Below are 16,328 nucleotides of genomic sequence, written 5' to 3'. Positions count from 1 at the left end.
CTGCCGCGCGGGCCGGTCAGTACTCGTCGTTGTTGCTGTAGCCGACGAGGTTTTCGAACTTGGTGATCGGCTTCAGGAAGGCCAGCTTCACCGTGCCGGTCGGGCCGTTCCGGTGCTTGCTGATGATCACCTCGGCCACGCCCGGCTCCTTCGACTCCTTGTTGTAGTAGTCGTCGCGGTAGATGAACATGATGATGTCCGCGTCCTGCTCGATGGCGCCGGATTCGCGCAAGTCGCTCATCATGGGGCGCTTGTCGGTACGGGCTTCCACGCCGCGGCTGAGCTGCGACAGCGCGATCACCGGGCACTTCAGTTCCTTGGCCAGCATCTTCAGGCCGCGCGAGATTTCGCCCACGGCCGTGGCGCGGTTCTCGTCGCCCGAGCTGCTGGTGGACATGAGCTGCAGGTAGTCGACCACGATCAGGCCGAGGCGCCCGTACTGGCGCGCCAGCCGGCGCGCATTGGCGCGTAGCTCGCTGGACGAGAGACCCGGCGTTTCGTCGATGTGCAGCGACACCGTGCGCAGCTTCTCGATCGCCTCGGTCAGGCGCGGCCACTCTTCGTCGCTGAGCTTGCCAGTGCGCAGGTGGCCCTGGTCGATGCGGCCGATGGAGCCCACGATACGCACCGCCAGCTGGGCGGCGCCCATTTCCATCGAGAACACCGCCACCGGCAGCCCCTCTTCGAGCGCCACGTGTTCGGCGATGTTGATCGCCAGCGAGGTCTTGCCCATCGAGGGACGCGCGGCCAGCACGATCATGTCGCCCGGCTGCAGGCCCGAGGTCATCTTGTCGAAGTCGTTGAAGCCGGTGCGCACGCCCGTGATGTCGTTCGGGTTCTCGGCCATCTCGGTCACGCGGTCGAGCAGCTCGACCACCAGGGAATCCATGCTCTGGAAGCCCTGCTTCATCCGCGTGCCTTCTTCGCCGATGTTGAAGATCTTCTGCTCGGCTTCGTCCAGGATCTTGTCGACAGGCTTGCCCTGCGGATTGAAGGCGTTGGTCGCGATCTCGTCGGCGGCGGTCACGAGCTTGCGCAGGATGGAGCGCTCGCGCACGATCTCGGCGTAGCGCCGGATGTTGCTCGCACTCGGCACGTACTGCGCAAGCGAGTTCAGGTAGACCAGTCCGCCGATGTCGTCGGCCTTGCCGAGGTTCTGCAGCTGCTCGAAGACCGTGATCACGTCGGCCGGCTTGCTGGCATTGATCAGTCCGCCGATGGCTGCGTAGATCAGCTTGTGCTCGTGGCGGTAGAAGTCGCCGTCGACCAGCAGGTCGCCCATGCGGTCCCAGGCGCCGTTGTCCAGCAGCAAGCCCCCCAGCACGCTGGATTCGGCCTCGATGGAATGAGGCGGAATGCGCAATTGCGCGATCTGGCGGTCGGCCGACGAATCATTGTCGGCATAGGAGAAAACGGCGGACATGGACTTCCCTTGCAACCCTGCATGCTAAGCCGCGCAGGGCGCGGCGTGTGTGGACAAGGTTGTTAATAAACAGTGAACTTCCGGTGCGGCGAGGTGGACAACTCGCGCGCAGAAAAGAAAAAGCCGCCCGAAGGCGGCTTTCTTGCGTCAGCGCACCGGGCGCTGCGAACGATCAGGCGGTTTCGCCGTAGACCGTGACGGTGATCTCGACGACCACGTCGGTGTGCAGCGAGACGCTCACGGTGTTGTCGCCAACAACCTTGATCGGGCCGTTGGGCAGACGCACTTGCGACTTGGCAACCTTGTAGCCTTGCTTGTTCAGCTCTTCGGCGATGTCGCCGTTGGTGACCGAACCGAACAGACGGCCGTCCACGCCAGCCTTTTGGGTCAGCTTGACGGTCGAGCCGGCGAGCTTCTCGCCCTGGGCTTGCGACTCGGCCAGCTTGGCGGCCGCAGCCTTTTCGAGTTCGACGCGCTTGGCTTCGAATTCGGCCTTGTTGGCAGCGGTGGCGCGACGGGCGCGGCCCGAGGGAATCAGGAAGTTGCGTGCGTAGCCGTCCTTGACCTTGACGATGTCGCCCAGGCCGCCGACGTTCAGAACCTTGTCCAGAAGAATGATTTGCATGGTGTGTGCTCCTTCTTAGACGCGGTGCTGGTCGCTGTACGGCACCATGGCCAGGAAGCGCGCGCGCTTGATGGCGGTGTTCAGCTGACGCTGGTAGATCGCGCGCGTGCCGGTCAGGCGTGCGGGGATGATCTTGCCGTTTTCGCTGATGAAGTCACGCAGCGTGTCGATGTCCTTGTAGTCGATTTCTTCGACGCCAGCGACGGTGAAACGGCAGAAGCGCTTGCGCTTGAACAGCAGCGACTGGGTGTTGCGCTTCGGGCGCTTGTCTTTGTTGAATTTCTTGAACGTGGCCATTGGGGGACCTCTTGTCGAAAATTAATCTTGCTGAAAATCCTGGATGTGCAGGACCGGATGCTTGCCGTTGCCCGGTGTCGCGAGAAACCCCTGGAATCGCCAGAGACTTCCCATCGACTGCGCTGCGAGCCGCTCGGCGATGGCGCCGAACGCAACGGCCTTGAGGGCCGTCTTCACCTGCCGGGGCTTTCCCGCCTCCTGAAGTGTCGACTCATGGTCGAGCTTCAGATCGAGGGCGGGCAGGCCGGCTGGCGTGTATCGCAGGGTTCCGAGTTCGGCGACAGAGGCGGTCAGCAGAAGCTGGTTGACCCCGGTCGCCGCAGCGGCAGCCGTCACGCCATCAGTTGTTGTTGGCGGCGTATTCGGCCTGCTGGGCCTTGCGGGCCTCTTCGCGCTCGACCGTCTTCATCATCGACGAAGGACCGGTGTCGGCCTTCTTCTTCTGAACGGTCAGGTGACGCAGCACGGCATCGTTGAACTTGAACGCGTGTTCCAGTTCACCCATCACGGCTTGTTCAGCTTCGATGTTGACGCACAGGTAGTGGGCCTTGTTGAGCTTGTTGATCTGGTAGGCCAGCTGACGGCGGCCCCAGTCTTCAACGCGGTGGACCTTGCCGCCGCCGGCCGTGATCAGGCCCTTGTAACGCTCCAGCATGGCCGGAACTTGTTCGCTCTGATCCGGGTGGATGAGCAAGATGATTTCGTAGTGACGCATGGCACTCCTTGTGGATTCTTCCGTAGAAGAGGAAAAGCCACCCGCAGCGTCGGGCGCGGTATGGCAAGGCAAAGCCGGCGATTATAGCCCTGTGTTGCGCAACCCGGCAAGGCACCTCAGTCGTTGAGGGCCTTGTCGAGGGCGGCGGCCTTCTCCGGGCCGACGGCGGCGCGGATCTTGGGCGCCAGTGCCAGGAGGTCTTCGTAGCTGGTCGTGCCTTCGACCTGGAGGTTGAGCCGGAAGCCCATCAGGCCCAGGCTGCCGGTCAGCTGGGTGGCGATGGGGTATGCGTCCTTGTAGCGCTGCTGGCGGCTGCGACCGGAAGACGCAGCCGGCGGCGGGGCTGCCGAAACTGCAGGTGCCACGGCTGGCGGCTGGCCGGCCAGAGGCGCCAGCAGGCCCAGCGCGACCATCTGATCGACCTCCTCGCGCCCGATGCCCAGGCCTGAGCCCAGCACGTCGTCGATCGAGCGCTTGCCGTCGAACTGGATGAAGGCCGAGCGCTGGCGCGGCGTCAACGGCACCGAGCGGTCCTTGAGGACCTGCTGTCCGGCTTCCGTCTTGACAAGAATCATGGGGGTCTCCGGCGAAGTGCTGACACAGGCCCTGACGGGCCCGCATCACCTCAGGCAGGCAGCCGGATTGCGCCGCCTGCGAATGTCACGAGTCTGACACCGGAAACGCACTTTGTTTCATTTGCACAGGCGGGCACGGGGGAATCCCCCATGGGGATTTCCGCCATTCGCCGCGTGGCATCACGTGGCGGTGCATGCCCGCCGCGCGCTGGCTCAGCCTCTTTGGGCCAGTTGCTGCCAGGTGTCGATCACGCTGTCCGGGTTCAGCGAGATCGATTCGATGCCCTGCTCCGCCAGCCACAGCGCGAAGTCCGGGTGGTCGCTGGGGCCCTGGCCGCAGATGCCGACGTACTTGCCTTCGGCCTTGCAGGCCTTGATGACGCGGCTCAGCAGCGCCTTGATGGCCGGGTCGCGCTCGTCGAAGTCGGCCGCCAGCAACTCCAGGCCGGAGTCGCGGTCCAGGCCCAGCGTGAGCTGGGTCAGGTCGTTCGAACCGATCGAGAAGCCGTCAAAGAACTTCAGGAACTCTTCCGGCAGCACCGCATTGCTCGGCACTTCACACATCATGATCAGCTTGAGCGCGTTCTCGCCGCGCTTGAGGCCATGCTCGCCCAGCAGCGTGGTCACGCGCTCGGCCTGGCCCAGCGTGCGCACGAAGGGCACCATGATCTGCACGTTGGTCAGGCCCATGTCGTTGCGCACGCGCTTGAGCGCCTCGCATTCCATGGCAAAGGCCTCGCCGAAGTCGGCGCTCAGGTAACGCGCCGCGCCGCGGAAGCCCAGCATCGGGTTTTCTTCTTCGGGCTCGTAGCGGCTGCCGCCGATCAGCTTGCGGTACTCGTTCGACTTGAAGTCCGAGAGGCGCACGATGACGGGCTTGGGCCAGAACGCGGCGGCGATGGTCGCGACGCCTTCGGTGACCTTGTCAACGTAGAACGCGCGCGGCGAGGCATGGCCACGGGCCACCGACTCGACGGCCTTCTTCAGGTCGTTGTCGACGTTCGGGTAGTCGAGGATCGCCTTCGGGTGCACGCCGATGTTGTTGTTGATGATGAACTCGAGGCGGGCCAGGCCCACGCCGTGGTTCGGCAGCTGCGCGAAATCGAAGGCAAGCTGTGGGTTGCCCACGTTCATCATGATCTTCAGATCGATTTCGGGCATCACGCCGCGCTGCACCTCGGTCACTTCGGTCTCGAGCAGGCCGTCGTAGATGAAGCCGGTGTCGCCCTCGGCGCAGCTCACGGTGACGAGCGTGCCGTCCTTGAGCAGGTCGGTGGCGTCGCCGCAGCCGACCACGGCCGGAATGCCGAGTTCGCGCGCGATGATGGCCGCGTGGCAGGTGCGACCGCCACGGTTGGTGACGATGGCGGCGGCGCGCTTCATCACCGGTTCCCAGTTGGGGTCGGTCATGTCGGTGACGAGCACGTCGCCGGCCTGCACCTGGTCCATCTCGCTGATGTTGTGCACGATGCGCACGGCACCGGTGCCGATCTTCTGGCCGATGGCACGGCCTTCGGCCAGCACGGCGCCCTTGCCCAGCAGCTTGTAGCGCTGCTCGGCCTTGCCCTGCTGCTGGCTCTTCACCGTTTCGGGACGTGCCTGCAGGATGTAGAGGTGGCCGTCGGTGCCGTCCTTGCCCCACTCGATGTCCATCGGGCGGCCGTAGTGCTCTTCGATCACCAGCGCGTAACGGGCCAGTTGCTCGACGTCGGCGTCGCTCAGCGAGTAGCGGTTGCGCTGCTCGGCCTTGACGTCGGTGGTCTTGACCAGCTTGCCGCTCGCCTTCTTCTCTTCGGGCGTGGCGAACTCCATCTGGATCAGCTTGGAGCCGAGGTTGCGGCGGATGACGGCCTTCTTGCCGGCCTTGAGGGTCGGCTTGTGGACGTAGAACTCGTCGGGATTCACCGAGCCCTGCACCACCGTCTCACCCAGGCCGTAGCTGGAGGTGATGAACACGACCTGGTCGAAGCCCGACTCGGTGTCGATGGTGAACATCACGCCGGCGGCGCCGAGGTCGGAGCGCACCATGCGCTGCACGCCGGCCGACAGCGCGACCACGTCGTGCTCGAAGCCCTTGTGCACGCGGTAGCTGATGGCGCGGTCGTTGTACAGGGAGGCGAACACCTCCTTCATCTTGTGCAGCACGTCGTCGATGCCGACCACGTTCAGGAAGGTTTCCTGCTGACCGGCGAACGAAGCGTCGGGCAGGTCTTCGGCGGTGGCCGAGGAGCGCACGGCGAACGAGGCGGCGGGGTTGCCGGCGCTCAGCGTGGCAAAGGCCTCGCCGATGGCTTTCTGCAGATCGGCCGGGAACGGCTGGGCCTCGACCATGGCACGGATTTCGGCGCCGGCCGTGGCCAGGGCGCGCACGTCTTCGGTGTCCAGCGCGGCCAAGCGCTTGCTGATCTTGTCGGCCAGGCCGTCGTGCGCCAGGAACTGGCGGAACGCGTGGGCCGTGGTCGCAAAACCGGTCGGCACGCGCACGCCCTGTGGCAGCTGCGAGATCATTTCGCCGAGGCTGGCGTTCTTGCCGCCAACCGACTCGACGTCGGTCATCCTCAGGTTTTCAAATGGCACGACCAGTGCGGTCGCCTCGAAAAGTGCAGACATGGGGAAGCTCCAGAAGTTGAAACCGGCGCTGCATGCAGACGGCGCAGCACGATCGTTGTCGTTGCTTTGGGTGCGGTCGCGGTGTGCATGGAAAGAATTCGAGGGGGTGGGGAAAGCGGATTCCCGATAATGGCCCGGATTGTAGGCGTGGCAGGTCGCGCGCGCCGCAGGACTCCGCCGCAAAAGCAACACCATGCATACACGCACCGTTTTCTTCGTCTCCGACGGCACCGGCATCACCGCCGAAACCTTCGGCAATGCCGTTCTGGCCCAGTTCGAGATGAAGCCGCGCCACGTGCGGCTGCCGTTCACCGACACGGTCGACAAGGCGCACCAGGCGGTGCGGCAGATCAACCACACGGCCGAAGTCGAGGGCGTTCGGCCCATCGTGTTCACCACGCTGGCCAACATGGACGTGCTGGGCGTGATCGAAACCGGCTGCAAGGGCATGCTGCTCGACATGTTCGGCACCTTCGTGCGGCCCCTCGAAATCGAGCTGGCCATGAAGTCGAACCACCGCATCGGCCGCTTCAGCGACGTCAGCAAGAGCAAGGCCTACAACGACCGCATCGCGGCCATCGACTTCAGCCTGCAGCACGACGACGGCCAGAGCCACCGAGACCTGGAAGGCGCCGATGTGATCCTGGTCGGCGTGAGCCGCAGCGGCAAGACGCCCACCTCGCTCTATCTGGCGATGCAGCACGGCCTGAAGGCGGCCAATTACCCGCTGATTCCCGAAGATTTCGACCGCCGCCAGCTCCCGCCCGCGCTGAGCCCGCACCGCAAGAAGATCTTCGGCCTGACGATCCAGCCCGAGCGGCTGAGCGAGATCCGCAACGAGCGCCGGCCCAACTCGCGCTACGCCAGCCTGGAGAACTGCCGCCACGAAATCAGCGAGGCCGAGGCCATGATGCGGCGCGCCGGCATCCGCTGGCTCTCGACGACCACCAAGTCGATCGAGGAAATCGCGACGACGATCCTGCAGGAGCTGCGGCCGGAGCGGTTGGTCTACTGATCTGCTAGCTTTTCAGTAGCAAGCACCGCCCGCCCGACGGACTATCCGAACAGATACTGCGTGACGCCGTCCGCGCCGGTCACCGGCTGGCAGGGCATGCGCCACACGGCCTCGATCAGCGCGGGCTGCAGCACGTCGGCGGTCGCCCCCTGGCGCAGGCCGCCGGGCGCCCCCAGCACCACGACCTCATCGGCATAGCGCCGCGCCAGATTCAGGTCGTGCAGCACGGCCACCACGCCCACGCCCCGCGCCGCCCAGGCGCGCAGCAGGCGCATCGCCGAATGCTGGTGCGCAAGGTCGAGCGCGGCGGTCGGCTCGTCGAGCAGCAGCCAACGGCTCGTGCCGTCGGGGCGTGGATGCCAGAGCTGGGCCAGCGCCCGCGCCAGGTGAACCCGCGCCTTCTCGCCGCCTGAGAGTGTGTTGAGAATGCGCGGCGCCAGCGCCGTGACGTCGGTCAGGGCCATCGCCTCGGCCATGATCGCATCCTCGTCGCGGGTCGGCGCGCGGCGGTGCGGGTAGCGGCCGAGCGCGACGATGTCCTGCGCCGTGAAGTCGAAGGCGACCGCGCTTTCCTGCGGCATCAGGGCCCGGCGCAATGCCAGCACGGGCATGCCGTGGCCTGACAGCGGCCGGCCGTCGAGCATCGCCCTGCCCTGCGTCGGCTCGCGCTGGCCGGCCAGCACCGACAGCAGCGTCGACTTGCCCGCGCCGTTCGGGCCGAGGATCGCGGTCACGCGGCCCGGCGCCAGTTCGACCGACGCATTCGCCAGCAAGGTCTTGGCGCCGATGCGCACCTCGACACTGGCACACGCCAGCGCCCCGTGTCCCCCCGCCGTCATACGCGCCCCCTGAAATGCCGCAGCATCAAAAGGAACATCGGCACGCCGATGAAAGCCGTGAGCACGCCCAGCGGCAGCTCGGCCGGCGCCATCACGGTGCGCGCCACCGTGTCGGCCGCGAGCACCAGCGCCGCGCCCAGCAGCGCCGAGGCCGGCAGCACGATGCGGTGGTCGGGCCCGGCCACCATGCGCACCCAATGCGGCGCGATCAGGCCGATGAAACCGATGATCCCGGTCGTGGCCGTCACCGCGCCCACCGCCACCGCGGTGATGACCACGGCGCGCCGCTTGGTGCGCTCCACATCCACACCCAGCAGCGCCGCCTGCGCCTCGCCGAGCGCGATGGCGTTCAGGGGCGAAGCGAGCGACGCCGCAGCCCAGCACGAGAGCAACACCGCCGCCCCCACCAGGATGACCGCGCTCCAGCGCGCCCCGCCCAGGCTGCCCAGCAGCCAGAACTGCAGGCTGCGCAGCTGCTCGTCGGTCGCCATCACGCTCAGCAGGCCGAGGCCGGCGCCGGCCAGCGCATTGATCGCGATGCCCGCCAGCAGCATCAACGCCATGCGCGTGCCGCCTTCGCTACGCGACAGGCCGTAGATCAGCAAGGTCACGACGAAGCCGCCGCCGAAGGCCATGAGCACCAGCGTCCAGCTGCCGAGCGTGCGCGGCAGCACCGGCCACAGCCAGGCGCCCAGCACGATGGTGATGCCGGCCGCCAGCGCCGCGCCGCTGCTGATGCCGATCAGCCCCGGGTCGGCCAGCGGATTGCGGAACAGCCCCTGCATCAGCGTGCCCGCCATGCCGAGCCCCGCGCCCGCCGCCACGCCGAGAACGAGGCGTGGCAAGCGGATGTTGAGGAACACGAGGTGTTCGGGCGACTGGCTGCTCGCGCCCTGCCCCAGCGAGGTCAGCACGTTCCACAGCTGCGAAAGACTGATGGCGTAGGCGCCCGACACGGCGCCCATAGCGAAGGCTGCGGCGAGCAGCACCGCGCTGCCGCCCAGCACGGCACGCGCCCCCAAGCGCTGGCTCATGCGAGCGCGGCCCGGAACTTGTCGTGCAGTTCACCGATGGCGGCCGGCAGGCGCGGGCCGAAGCCCAGCAGCAGCAAGGCGTCCTGCGTGATCAGCGCACGCTTCTTGTACGCCGGCGTGAGCGCCAGCTCAGGCCGCTGCCAGAAGCGCTCGATGCCGCCGTGCGCCTCGATGCTCTGCGTGCTCGTGAGGATGATGTCGGGCGCCGCACTGGCCATGGCCTCGGCCGTCATCGGCCGGTAGCCGTTGAAACCGCTCAGTGCATTCACGCCACCCGCGAAGCCGATCACCGCGTGCGCCGCGGTCTTCTCGCCGGACACCTGCGGGCTCGCACTGTGCGACAGCACGAACAGCACCTTCGGCTTGCGGCCCTTCACGCCGCCGATGCGCTGCAGGACCTGCGCCCATTCGGCATCGAGCCGGCCTTGCAACTCGCGCGCCTGTGCCTCCTTGGCGGCAGCGCGACCCACGGCCTGCACCTTGCGCTGCACCTCGCCCCAGCTGTGGTCGGCTTCGATGATCTCGACCTTCACGCCGGCCGTGCGAATCTGGTCGAGCACGACGGTCGGACCCGACTCGTTGGTGGCGATGATCGCGTCGGGCTTCAGCGAGAGCAGCCCTTCGGCCGACAACTGACGCATGTAGCCCACCTTGGGCGTGGCACGCGCCGCAGCGGGAAACAGGCTGGTCGTGTCGGTGCCGACCAGCTGGCCTTCGGCGCCGAGCGCATAGACCACCTCGGTGATCGCGCCGCTGACCGTGACCAGCCGCGGCAGGCGCTTGCTGTCCTGCGCGAACGCGGGCCACGCGCCCGCGCCGAGCGCTGCAGCAGACAGCAGGCGCAGCGCATCACGACGACGCGGCACGGAAGAAGAAAGAAAAGAGAGATCTCGTTGTTCAGTCATGGGGTCACGGACAGCGAAAGAAGGACGCGCGTCAGCCGCGCCGGGGAATGTTGTGTGCGATGCGCCAGAGCACGCCGGTCGGGTCGGTCAATGTGAAATCGACCATGCCCCACGGGCGTTCGGCAGGCGGTGTGGTCTGCACGGCGTAGCGTTCGGTCAGCCGCTGCGCCTGCACGCGGTCCCACCAGGCCAGCGCGTCATCGACGAGCAGATGCATCATGAAATTCTCTGCATGGGTCTGGACGTAGAAGTCCTGCAGCAGGAAGCTGCTCTCGCCACAGGAGAAGTAAGCAATGCCATCCTCGTTCGAGGCCAGCGTGAAGCCCAGGTCCTGGTAGAAGGCGATGGAGAGCGCGAAGTCCTTCGCCGGCACGAAGGCCTTGATCTCGACCACCCCCGGAAAGGTGTCGGCACTCATCGCGCTGGCGCTTCCGAGGTAGCCAGGCGCGAGAGCTTGGCCACGATCTGGCGCCACTCCGCGCGCTCGGGCACGCCGGGCTTGCGCGCGCCGAAGAACATCGCCATCAGTTCGCCCTCGCCATCGAAAGCCTCCACCGAAGTCACGATGCCGTCGCTGGTCGGCTTCTGGACGATCCACACGCTCGCGATGCGGTCTTCGCGCAGGTGCAGGTTGAAGCCGGGATCGAGCACGTTGAGCCACTGCATGCCATGCATCTCCATCGGCTCGATGCGCACGACCGGCCCCGAGTGGATCTGGATGCAGCCGGGGCTGCCGACGAACACCATGATCGGCGTGCCGTCGAACGAAGCCTCGACCAGCAGCTCGCGCACCGCGCCCGTTTCGGCCCGCTGCGTGAACTCGCCTTCGGTGAGGCGAAAGCTCTGCTGGCGCTCCACGTCGAACTTGTTGAGCAGGCCGAAGAATTCGTGCGTGTCCTGCATGCCGCGCCAGGCGTCGGCCAGCGCGACCGCATCGATGGCGCTGTCGTCGCGCGGCGCCGCCTTCTTCTCGGCGGGCACGAACTGCACCGGCGCATCGGGCGCGGTGTAGGTGTCGATGACCGACTGAAAGGCATCGCGATCCGTCGCGTCGCGCACGAAGATCTTGTGCACCGCCACGCCCTGCGGGTTGAAGAACTGCAGGCTCAGCGACGGCGGCACGCCGGCATTGGCCGCGGCCTCGCTGACCGCGAAGCCCGCATGCCAGCGGCTGAAGAACAGGCGCAGGTCGATGACCTCGCCCAGCGCGAGCCCCATCGCGTCGCTGCCGGACACCTTCTCGTAGACGCCGGTCTTCTCGTGCACCGTGGTCTCGTTGCGGGTGAGCGCCAGCACGGGGCCACACAGCTCCAAGGCTTGCAGCAGCTCGACCCACGGGCCCTTCAGCCGCGTGGCGCGCAGCGCCTTGTCGTGCGCGCCGGTGTGCGCCGCAATGGCAGCGCCTTCGCTCAGGCCCATGGCCGCGGCCGCGTCCTTGTGGCGCATGCCCTTGGCGCGCAGTTCGGCAAAACGGGTGCGGATGTCTTCGGCATTCATCGGGTGTCCTTTGTTTGGAGAGAAGTGGCGGCGCGCGTCAGAAGTCCGCCACGAGCGAGACGTTGAAGCTGCGGCCCGGCTGGGTGTAGGCGTCGCGGATGGCCGAGGTGGTCGTCACGCCGCGCACATCGCTCCACATCCAGTAGCGCTTGTTGGTGAGGTTGGTCACCGACGCGTTCAGGCGCAGGTCCTTGCGGATGCGCCACTGCGCGCTGATGTCCAGCGTGGTGGCCGCCGGCGTGCGGAACTGCAGGCCCGTGGTCACTTCGCTGCGATCGACGTCTTCCGACTCCTTGGCGCCATGATGAACCGCATCGAGGCGCACGCTCCAGGCCGGCGCCTGGTACTTGAGTCCGGCGCTGAACTTCTGCGGATCGATCGAGTTGAGCGGCCGGTTGTTGGTGCGGTCGCGGCCCTGCGTGCGGCCGTAGGCGAAGGGCACGGAGAAGCCGTTGCCGTTCTCGGTGAAATCGAGCTCGCCCTTGATCTCGAAGCCGCTGATGCGCGCGCGCCCGACGTTGACGGTCTGGTAGATCAGCGGGTCGATGCGCGGAATGCCCCGCCCGCCCACGAGCTTGTCGTTCTCGATGAGGTCCTTGTAGTCGCCGGTGAAGGCGGCCACGTCGAAGCTCAGGAGGCCGGTGCGCCCGCGCACGCCCAGCTCGATGTTCTGGCTCTTCTCGGGCTTGAGGTTGGGGTTCGGGATCGTCTTGTAGCCCGAAATCACGTTCTCGAAGAAGTTATTCACCTGGAACGCGTTGGGCGCCTTGAAACCCGAGGCGTAGTTGCCGTACACGCTGAACTGCGGCGTGGCGCGGAACAGCACGCCCAGCTTGGGCGACACGGCCGAGCCCGACAGCGACACGGCCTGCGCGTTGAAGCCCGCCTGCTTCGCATCGAGCGAGAAGCGGTCGAAGCGGATGCCGGGCGTGATGCTCCAGCGGTCGTGGATGAACTCGTCCTGCACGTAGAAGGCGGTCGAGGTTTCGCGCGTGTCGGGAAAGCGCTTGAGCGGGTAGCTCTCGCCGGCCGGCGGCACGAGGCCGGTCTGCAGGTTCTCGACGTTGGTGCGCGTGTAGTCCAGGCCGTAGGTGATCTTCTGGGCCCAGTTGCCCATGCGGATCGTCTTGTCGGCCTGCAGGCCGAACTGCCAGGTGTTCTCGTCGTAGGTGACGTCGCGCGTGCGGTCGGCCGCGGTGAAGCGGTCTTCGTAGATGTACTCGCGCGAGCCGGCCTTCTGGTAGCTCACGACAGCGAGCAGGTTGTCGGCCACCACGCTGTTCAGGCGCAATCGGCCTTCGTAGGTCAGGCGGTCGCGGTCGAGGTCGGTCTTGGCATTGAGGCCGATCACCGAGGTGGATGCATACGGCGGCTTGGCCACGCCCGACAGCAGGTTGTAGCGGCTGCTCTTCTCGACGTGCTCGAAGGTGAAGGCGTGGCGCTGGTCGGCGTTGGGCGTGAGGATGGCCTTGGCCAGCAGCGAGCGGGTCTGGTCGCGCTGCGGGTTGGGCGTGGTGCGGTCGAGGTTGGGCACGTTGAGCGAGCCCCGGTTCTCGAGTTCGCTGGCGCGCCCGAGGTTGGCGGACACGAGCCATTCGAGCACGTCGCTCGCCTTGCCCGCCAGCGTGACGCCGCCGCGCACGCCGTTGTCTTCGCCGCTGTAACCGATGTTCGCACTGCCGCCGAAGGTCTTGCCCTCGCGCAGGAAGGACGAGGGCTCGCGGGTGATGAAGTTGACCAGCCCGGCCAGGCCGTCCGAGCCGTACAGCGCCGAGGCCGGGCCCTTGATGATCTCGATGCGCTCGACGAGGCTGATGTCGAAGTAGTCACGCCCGAAAGCATTGGCGCTGAACACGTAGCTGCGCGGCGTGCGGATGCCGTCGGTCAGCAGCAGCACGCGGTTGCCGTCCAGGCCGCGGATGTTGAAGCCCGCGTTGCTGTCGCGGCCGGTGTTGCCCTGCGCCAACCCGAAGCGCGCCGGCGAACGCTTGACCGACACGTTGGGCAGGTCGCGCACGGCATCGCGGATGTCGTGGATCTGCTTGCTCTCGATGTCCTGGCGGTTGATGACCTCGATGCTCAGCGGCAGGTCGTCCCTGGCCTGCTCCGAGCGCGATCCGCTCACCACCACTTCGCCGAGCGCCGCGAGCTGCTGGGACCACGCAGGCGCGGCGGCCATGCCGAAGGCAGAGGCGATCAGCCAGGGCAGCAGCGCGGGTCGATGGGAAGACGGTCGAGGGAAATGAGCGGCCACGAAAAAGGTCCAGAAAACAGTTGAAGAACTGCTTGCTGGACCTTGAGGCGCAGAGTCTGCGCGAGTGACCTGGCTGGCAATGAGGGGCTGCGGTGTGCCCGTGTTTTTATTTTATGAGAATAATTCTCATCTTCACAACTTCAGGCACTTAAGACTTACTCACGCAGGGGCCGTCGTGCGGATCAGGTGGTCGAACGCACCGAGCGCCGCCTTCGCGCCGTCGCCGGCCGCGATGATGATCTGCTTGAACGGCACCGTGGTGACGTCACCCGCCGCGAACACGCCGGGCACCGAGGTCTGGCCGCGCGCGTCGACAACAATCTCGCCGTGCTTCGTCAGCTCGACCGTGCCCTTGAGCCAGTCGGTGTTGGGCACCAGGCCGATCTGGATGAACACGCCTTCGAGCTCGACCTTCTTCAGCTCGCCCGATGCGCGGTCCTTGTAGACCAGCCCGTTGACCTTCTGGTCGCCGGTGATCTCGGTGGTCTGCGCGTTGGTGAAGATGTCGACGTTCTTCAGGCTCTTGAGCTTGCGCTGCAGCACGGCGTCGGCGCGCAGTTGCGTGTCGAACTCGATCAGCGTCACGTGGCCGACGATGCCGGCCAGGTCGATGGCCGCCTCGACGCCCGAGTTGCCGCCGCCGATCACCGCCACGCGCTTGCCCTTGAACAGCGGGCCGTCGCAGTGCGGGCAGTAGGCCACGCCCTTGTTCTTGAACTCGTGCTCGCCCGGCACGTTGATGTTGCGCCAGCGGGCACCGGTCGAAATGATGACGGTCTTGCTCTTGAGCGACGCGCCGCTTTCGAGCTGCACCTCGATGAGGTCCTTGCCCGGCACCAGTGCCTTGGCGCGCTGCAGGTTCATGATGTCGACGTCGTAGTCGCGCACATGCTCTTCGAGTGCGTGGGCGAACTTCGGTCCTTCAGTTTCCTTGATCGAGATGAAGTTCTCGATGCCCAGCGTGTCGAGCACCTGGCCGCCGAAGCGCTCCGAGGCGACGCCCGTGCGGATGCCCTTGCGTGCGGCGTACACCGCGGCAGCGGCACCGGCGGGGCCACCGCCGACGATCAGCACGTCGAAGGCGTCCTTGGCGGCGATCTTCGCGGCTTCGCGCTCGACGCCGCTGGTGTCGATCTTGGCGAGGATTTCTTCCAGGCTCATGCGGCCCTGGCCGAACTCGGTGCCGTTCAGGAACACGGTCGGCACGGCCATGATCTGGCGTTCCTTCACTTCGTCCTGGAAGGTGCCGCCCTCGATCATCGTGGTGCGGATGCGCGGGTTCTGGATGGCCATCAGGTTCAGCGCCTGGACCACGTCGGGGCAGTTGTGGCAGGTGAGCGAGACGTAGATCTCGAACTCGAAATCGCCGTCGAGCGCCTTGATCTGATCGAGCACGGCCTGCTCGACCTTCGGGGGGTAGCCGCCGATCTGCAGCAGCGCAAGGATCAGCGACGTGAATTCATGACCCATCGGCAGGCCGGCAAAGCGCGGGCCGTGGTTTTCGCTCGGGCGGTTGACCGAGAACGAGGGCTTGCGGTGGCTGTCGTCGCGGCTTTCGGTCAGCGTGACCAGCGGCGAGACTTCGGCAACGTCCTTCAGCAGCGACAGCATTTCGCCCGAAGCCTTGCTGTCGTCGAGCGAGGCAACGATCTCGATCGGCTGCGTGGCGCGTTCGAGGTAACTCTTCAATTGGGCTTTGGTGCTGGCGTCAAGCATGGCGGACTCTCTTTCGATAACTGAAAACTATCAACTGGGGACAAAAAAGCCCGGGGCTTCGTGAGCGCCCGGGCTTTGCGCGGGGCGCTTAGATCTTGCCGACGAGGTCGAACGACGGAGCGATGGTCTTGTCGCCGTCATTCCACTTGGCCGGGCAGACTTCGTTCGGGTGCTCGGCGGTGTAGACCGCGGCCTTGAGCTTGCGCAGGGTTTCCTTCACGTCGCGGGCGATTTCGTTGGAGTGCACTTCGGCGGTCTTGATGATGCCGTCGGGGTTGATCACGAAGGTGCCGCGCAGTGCCAGGCCTTCTTCGGGGATGTGCACGCCGAACGCGTTGGTCAGCGTGTGGGTCGGGTCGCCCACCAGGGGGAACTTGGCCTTGCCGACGGCCGGCGACGTGTCGTGCCAGACCTTGTGCGAGAAGTGCGTGTCGGTGGTCACGATGTAGACCTCGGCACCCAGCTTCTGGAACTCAGGGTAGTGGTCGGCCGCGTCTTCGACTTCGGTCGGGCAGTTGAAGGTGAAGGCCGCCGGCATGAAGATCAGCACAGACCACTTGCCCTTGAGCGTCTCGTCGGACACATCGATGAACTTGCCGTTGAGGTAAGCCTGGGTCTTGAAAGGTTGGACTGCGGTGTTGATCAGGGACATGTGATTCCTTGGATGCTGCGGTTGGAAAAATAAGCGTGAGCCATGAGTATAACTACCAATATATCATTTTTGATAGATATCAACTATTGAAAGTATTGGAACCCGCTATGTTTGCCATCGCCTCGCGCGTCGCCTTGCGCCAGGTCAATACGAACGTGTATCACCATCACA

16 protein-coding genes are annotated in these 16,328 nt (G+C 65.9%); 1 reads left to right on the top strand and 15 read right to left on the bottom strand.

Features of this window, described 5'->3' with window-relative positions; translation table 11 throughout:
* Positions 1 to 16: 16 nt before the first annotated feature.
* From dnaB to ppsA, 7 genes are all read right to left on the bottom strand, one after another.
* Positions 17 to 1,423 (bottom strand): replicative DNA helicase, encoded by a 1,407-nt coding sequence (dnaB, locus tag AC07OX_RS11170; protein WP_062473012.1) that lies wholly within the window; start codon positions 1,421 to 1,423, stop codon positions 17 to 19.
* A 172-nt stretch (positions 1,424 to 1,595) separates the two neighbouring features.
* Positions 1,596 to 2,048, bottom strand: coding sequence for a 50S ribosomal protein L9 (rplI, locus tag AC07OX_RS11165; RefSeq protein ID WP_056583114.1), 453 nt, complete (start codon positions 2,046 to 2,048; stop codon positions 1,596 to 1,598).
* Positions 2,049 to 2,063: 15 nt separating this feature from the next.
* Positions 2,064 to 2,345: a 30S ribosomal protein S18 gene (gene rpsR, locus AC07OX_RS11160; RefSeq protein WP_007830781.1), complete on the bottom strand. Its 282-nt coding sequence runs from the start codon at positions 2,343 to 2,345 to the stop codon at positions 2,064 to 2,066.
* A gap of 21 nt (positions 2,346 to 2,366) precedes the next feature.
* Positions 2,367 to 2,681, bottom strand: coding sequence for a primosomal replication protein N (gene priB, locus AC07OX_RS11155; RefSeq protein WP_062473014.1), 315 nt, complete (start codon positions 2,679 to 2,681; stop codon positions 2,367 to 2,369).
* A 4-nt stretch (positions 2,682 to 2,685) separates the two neighbouring features.
* A complete protein-coding gene (gene rpsF, locus AC07OX_RS11150; RefSeq protein WP_062473016.1) occupies positions 2,686 to 3,060 on the bottom strand; it encodes a 30S ribosomal protein S6 in 375 nt (124 codons plus the stop codon).
* A gap of 116 nt (positions 3,061 to 3,176) precedes the next feature.
* The gene (locus AC07OX_RS11145; protein WP_495262836.1) at positions 3,177 to 3,635 is read right to left on the bottom strand and encodes a hypothetical protein; all 459 of its coding nucleotides are present in this window, start codon (positions 3,633 to 3,635) and stop codon (positions 3,177 to 3,179) included.
* Between the two features lie 213 nt (positions 3,636 to 3,848).
* Complete coding sequence (gene ppsA / locus AC07OX_RS11140; protein WP_139706146.1) at positions 3,849 to 6,245, bottom strand: phosphoenolpyruvate synthase; 2,397 nt, start codon at positions 6,243 to 6,245, stop codon at positions 3,849 to 3,851.
* 193 nt (positions 6,246 to 6,438) lie between these two features.
* On the opposite strand from ppsA, the gene ppsR reads away from it, so the two are divergent.
* Positions 6,439 to 7,260 carry a posphoenolpyruvate synthetase regulatory kinase/phosphorylase PpsR gene (gene ppsR / locus AC07OX_RS11135; RefSeq protein ID WP_062473023.1) on the top strand — a complete coding sequence of 274 codons (822 nt, stop codon included), beginning with the start codon at positions 6,439 to 6,441 and terminating at the stop codon, positions 7,258 to 7,260.
* A 41-nt stretch (positions 7,261 to 7,301) separates the two neighbouring features.
* On the opposite strand, the gene AC07OX_RS11130 is transcribed toward ppsR, so the two are convergent.
* From AC07OX_RS11130 to ahpC, 8 genes are all read right to left on the bottom strand, one after another.
* Positions 7,302 to 8,099: a heme ABC transporter ATP-binding protein gene (locus AC07OX_RS11130; protein WP_495262835.1), complete on the bottom strand. Its 798-nt coding sequence runs from the start codon at positions 8,097 to 8,099 to the stop codon at positions 7,302 to 7,304.
* On the bottom strand, positions 8,096 to 9,133 hold the full coding sequence (locus tag AC07OX_RS11125) for a FecCD family ABC transporter permease (protein ID WP_495262834.1): 1,038 nt from the start codon (positions 9,131 to 9,133) through the stop codon (positions 8,096 to 8,098). The genes AC07OX_RS11130 and AC07OX_RS11125 overlap by 4 nt, the downstream gene beginning before the upstream one ends.
* Positions 9,130 to 10,038 (bottom strand): heme/hemin ABC transporter substrate-binding protein, encoded by a 909-nt coding sequence (locus tag AC07OX_RS11120; RefSeq protein ID WP_495262833.1) that lies wholly within the window; start codon positions 10,036 to 10,038, stop codon positions 9,130 to 9,132. Before AC07OX_RS11120 ends, AC07OX_RS11125 begins: the two co-directional genes overlap by 4 nt.
* A gap of 31 nt (positions 10,039 to 10,069) precedes the next feature.
* Positions 10,070 to 10,456, bottom strand: coding sequence for a VOC family protein (locus tag AC07OX_RS11115; protein ID WP_495262832.1), 387 nt, complete (start codon positions 10,454 to 10,456; stop codon positions 10,070 to 10,072).
* Positions 10,453 to 11,535 (bottom strand): hemin-degrading factor, encoded by a 1,083-nt coding sequence (locus AC07OX_RS11110; protein ID WP_495262831.1) that lies wholly within the window; start codon positions 11,533 to 11,535, stop codon positions 10,453 to 10,455. The genes AC07OX_RS11115 and AC07OX_RS11110 overlap by 4 nt, the downstream gene beginning before the upstream one ends.
* A gap of 37 nt (positions 11,536 to 11,572) precedes the next feature.
* On the bottom strand, positions 11,573 to 13,789 hold the full coding sequence (locus AC07OX_RS11105) for a TonB-dependent hemoglobin/transferrin/lactoferrin family receptor (protein ID WP_495262830.1): 2,217 nt from the start codon (positions 13,787 to 13,789) through the stop codon (positions 11,573 to 11,575).
* Positions 13,790 to 13,948: 159 nt separating this feature from the next.
* Positions 13,949 to 15,505, bottom strand: a complete 1,557-nt coding sequence (ahpF, locus tag AC07OX_RS11100) for an alkyl hydroperoxide reductase subunit F (protein WP_095950792.1) — start codon at positions 15,503 to 15,505, stop codon at positions 13,949 to 13,951.
* A gap of 88 nt (positions 15,506 to 15,593) precedes the next feature.
* The gene (gene ahpC / locus AC07OX_RS11095; protein ID WP_062473036.1) at positions 15,594 to 16,157 is read right to left on the bottom strand and encodes an alkyl hydroperoxide reductase subunit C; all 564 of its coding nucleotides are present in this window, start codon (positions 16,155 to 16,157) and stop codon (positions 15,594 to 15,596) included.
* Positions 16,158 to 16,328 lie beyond the last annotated feature (171 nt).

Source organism: Variovorax sp. GW821-FHT09D07 (genome assembly GCF_059416345.1).
The sequence above is the reverse complement of the archived record's forward strand: the minus strand, read 5'-3'. Positions and strand labels throughout refer to the sequence as shown.

Excerpts from the sequence above, each read along its gene's own strand:
- AC07OX_RS11120 (WP_495262833.1), bottom strand. The coding sequence starts at position 10,038 with ATGACTGAACAACGAGATCTCTCTTTTCTTTCTTCTTCCGTGCCGCGT.
- dnaB (WP_062473012.1), bottom strand. The coding sequence starts at position 1,423 with ATGTCCGCCGTTTTCTCCTATGCCGACAATGATTCGTCGGCCGACCGC.
- ahpC (WP_062473036.1), bottom strand. The coding sequence starts at position 16,157 with ATGTCCCTGATCAACACCGCAGTCCAACCTTTCAAGACCCAGGCTTAC.
- AC07OX_RS11145 (WP_495262836.1), bottom strand. The coding sequence starts at position 3,635 with ATGATTCTTGTCAAGACGGAAGCCGGACAGCAGGTCCTCAAGGACCGC.
- ppsR (WP_062473023.1), top strand. The coding sequence starts at position 6,439 with ATGCATACACGCACCGTTTTCTTCGTCTCCGACGGCACCGGCATCACC.
- AC07OX_RS11110 (WP_495262831.1), bottom strand. The coding sequence starts at position 11,535 with ATGAATGCCGAAGACATCCGCACCCGTTTTGCCGAACTGCGCGCCAAG.
- ahpF (WP_095950792.1), bottom strand. The coding sequence starts at position 15,505 with ATGCTTGACGCCAGCACCAAAGCCCAATTGAAGAGTTACCTCGAACGC.
- AC07OX_RS11115 (WP_495262832.1), bottom strand. The coding sequence starts at position 10,456 with ATGAGTGCCGACACCTTTCCGGGGGTGGTCGAGATCAAGGCCTTCGTG.
- AC07OX_RS11130 (WP_495262835.1), bottom strand. The coding sequence starts at position 8,099 with ATGACGGCGGGGGGACACGGGGCGCTGGCGTGTGCCAGTGTCGAGGTG.
- ppsA (WP_139706146.1), bottom strand. The coding sequence starts at position 6,245 with ATGTCTGCACTTTTCGAGGCGACCGCACTGGTCGTGCCATTTGAAAAC.
- rpsR (WP_007830781.1), bottom strand. The coding sequence starts at position 2,345 with ATGGCCACGTTCAAGAAATTCAACAAAGACAAGCGCCCGAAGCGCAAC.
- AC07OX_RS11125 (WP_495262834.1), bottom strand. The coding sequence starts at position 9,133 with ATGAGCCAGCGCTTGGGGGCGCGTGCCGTGCTGGGCGGCAGCGCGGTG.
- rplI (WP_056583114.1), bottom strand. The coding sequence starts at position 2,048 with ATGCAAATCATTCTTCTGGACAAGGTTCTGAACGTCGGCGGCCTGGGC.
- rpsF (WP_062473016.1), bottom strand. The coding sequence starts at position 3,060 with ATGCGTCACTACGAAATCATCTTGCTCATCCACCCGGATCAGAGCGAA.